This window comes from Photorhabdus africana (assembly GCF_035181445.1).
In the GTDB taxonomy this organism is placed as follows: domain Bacteria; phylum Pseudomonadota; class Gammaproteobacteria; order Enterobacterales; family Enterobacteriaceae; genus Photorhabdus; species Photorhabdus laumondii.
Genome location: NZ_JAXBVE010000316.1, coordinates 1 through 223, shown reverse-complemented (window position 1 = coordinate 223; position 223 = coordinate 1). Strand labels below are relative to the sequence as shown.

The 223-nt window shown below is 50.2% G+C and carries 1 protein-coding gene; it reads right to left on the bottom strand.

Annotated elements, in window-relative coordinates; genetic code table 11:
• Positions 1-223: IS1595 family transposase (locus SLS51_RS23910; RefSeq protein ID WP_323840930.1), on the bottom strand; the 223-nt coding region annotated here is incomplete at both ends.

Sequence of the window (223 nt, the reverse complement as noted above, 5' to 3'; positions counted from 1 at the left end):
TCGCCCTCGGGGGCCATGCTGAGCCCCTCCCCAGTATGCGTCGTCAAGCTGAATAAACCCGCCGAGAGGCTTTTCGTCATCCCGTTCTTTCATTGCTTTCATTAGCTTGTGCTTCATACGCCATGCCGCGTTGTAGGAAATGCCCAGTTGACGTGACAATTCAAGTGCAGAAATCCCATTTTTCTCCTGAGTCATGAGATAAATCGCCAAAAACCACACAGTT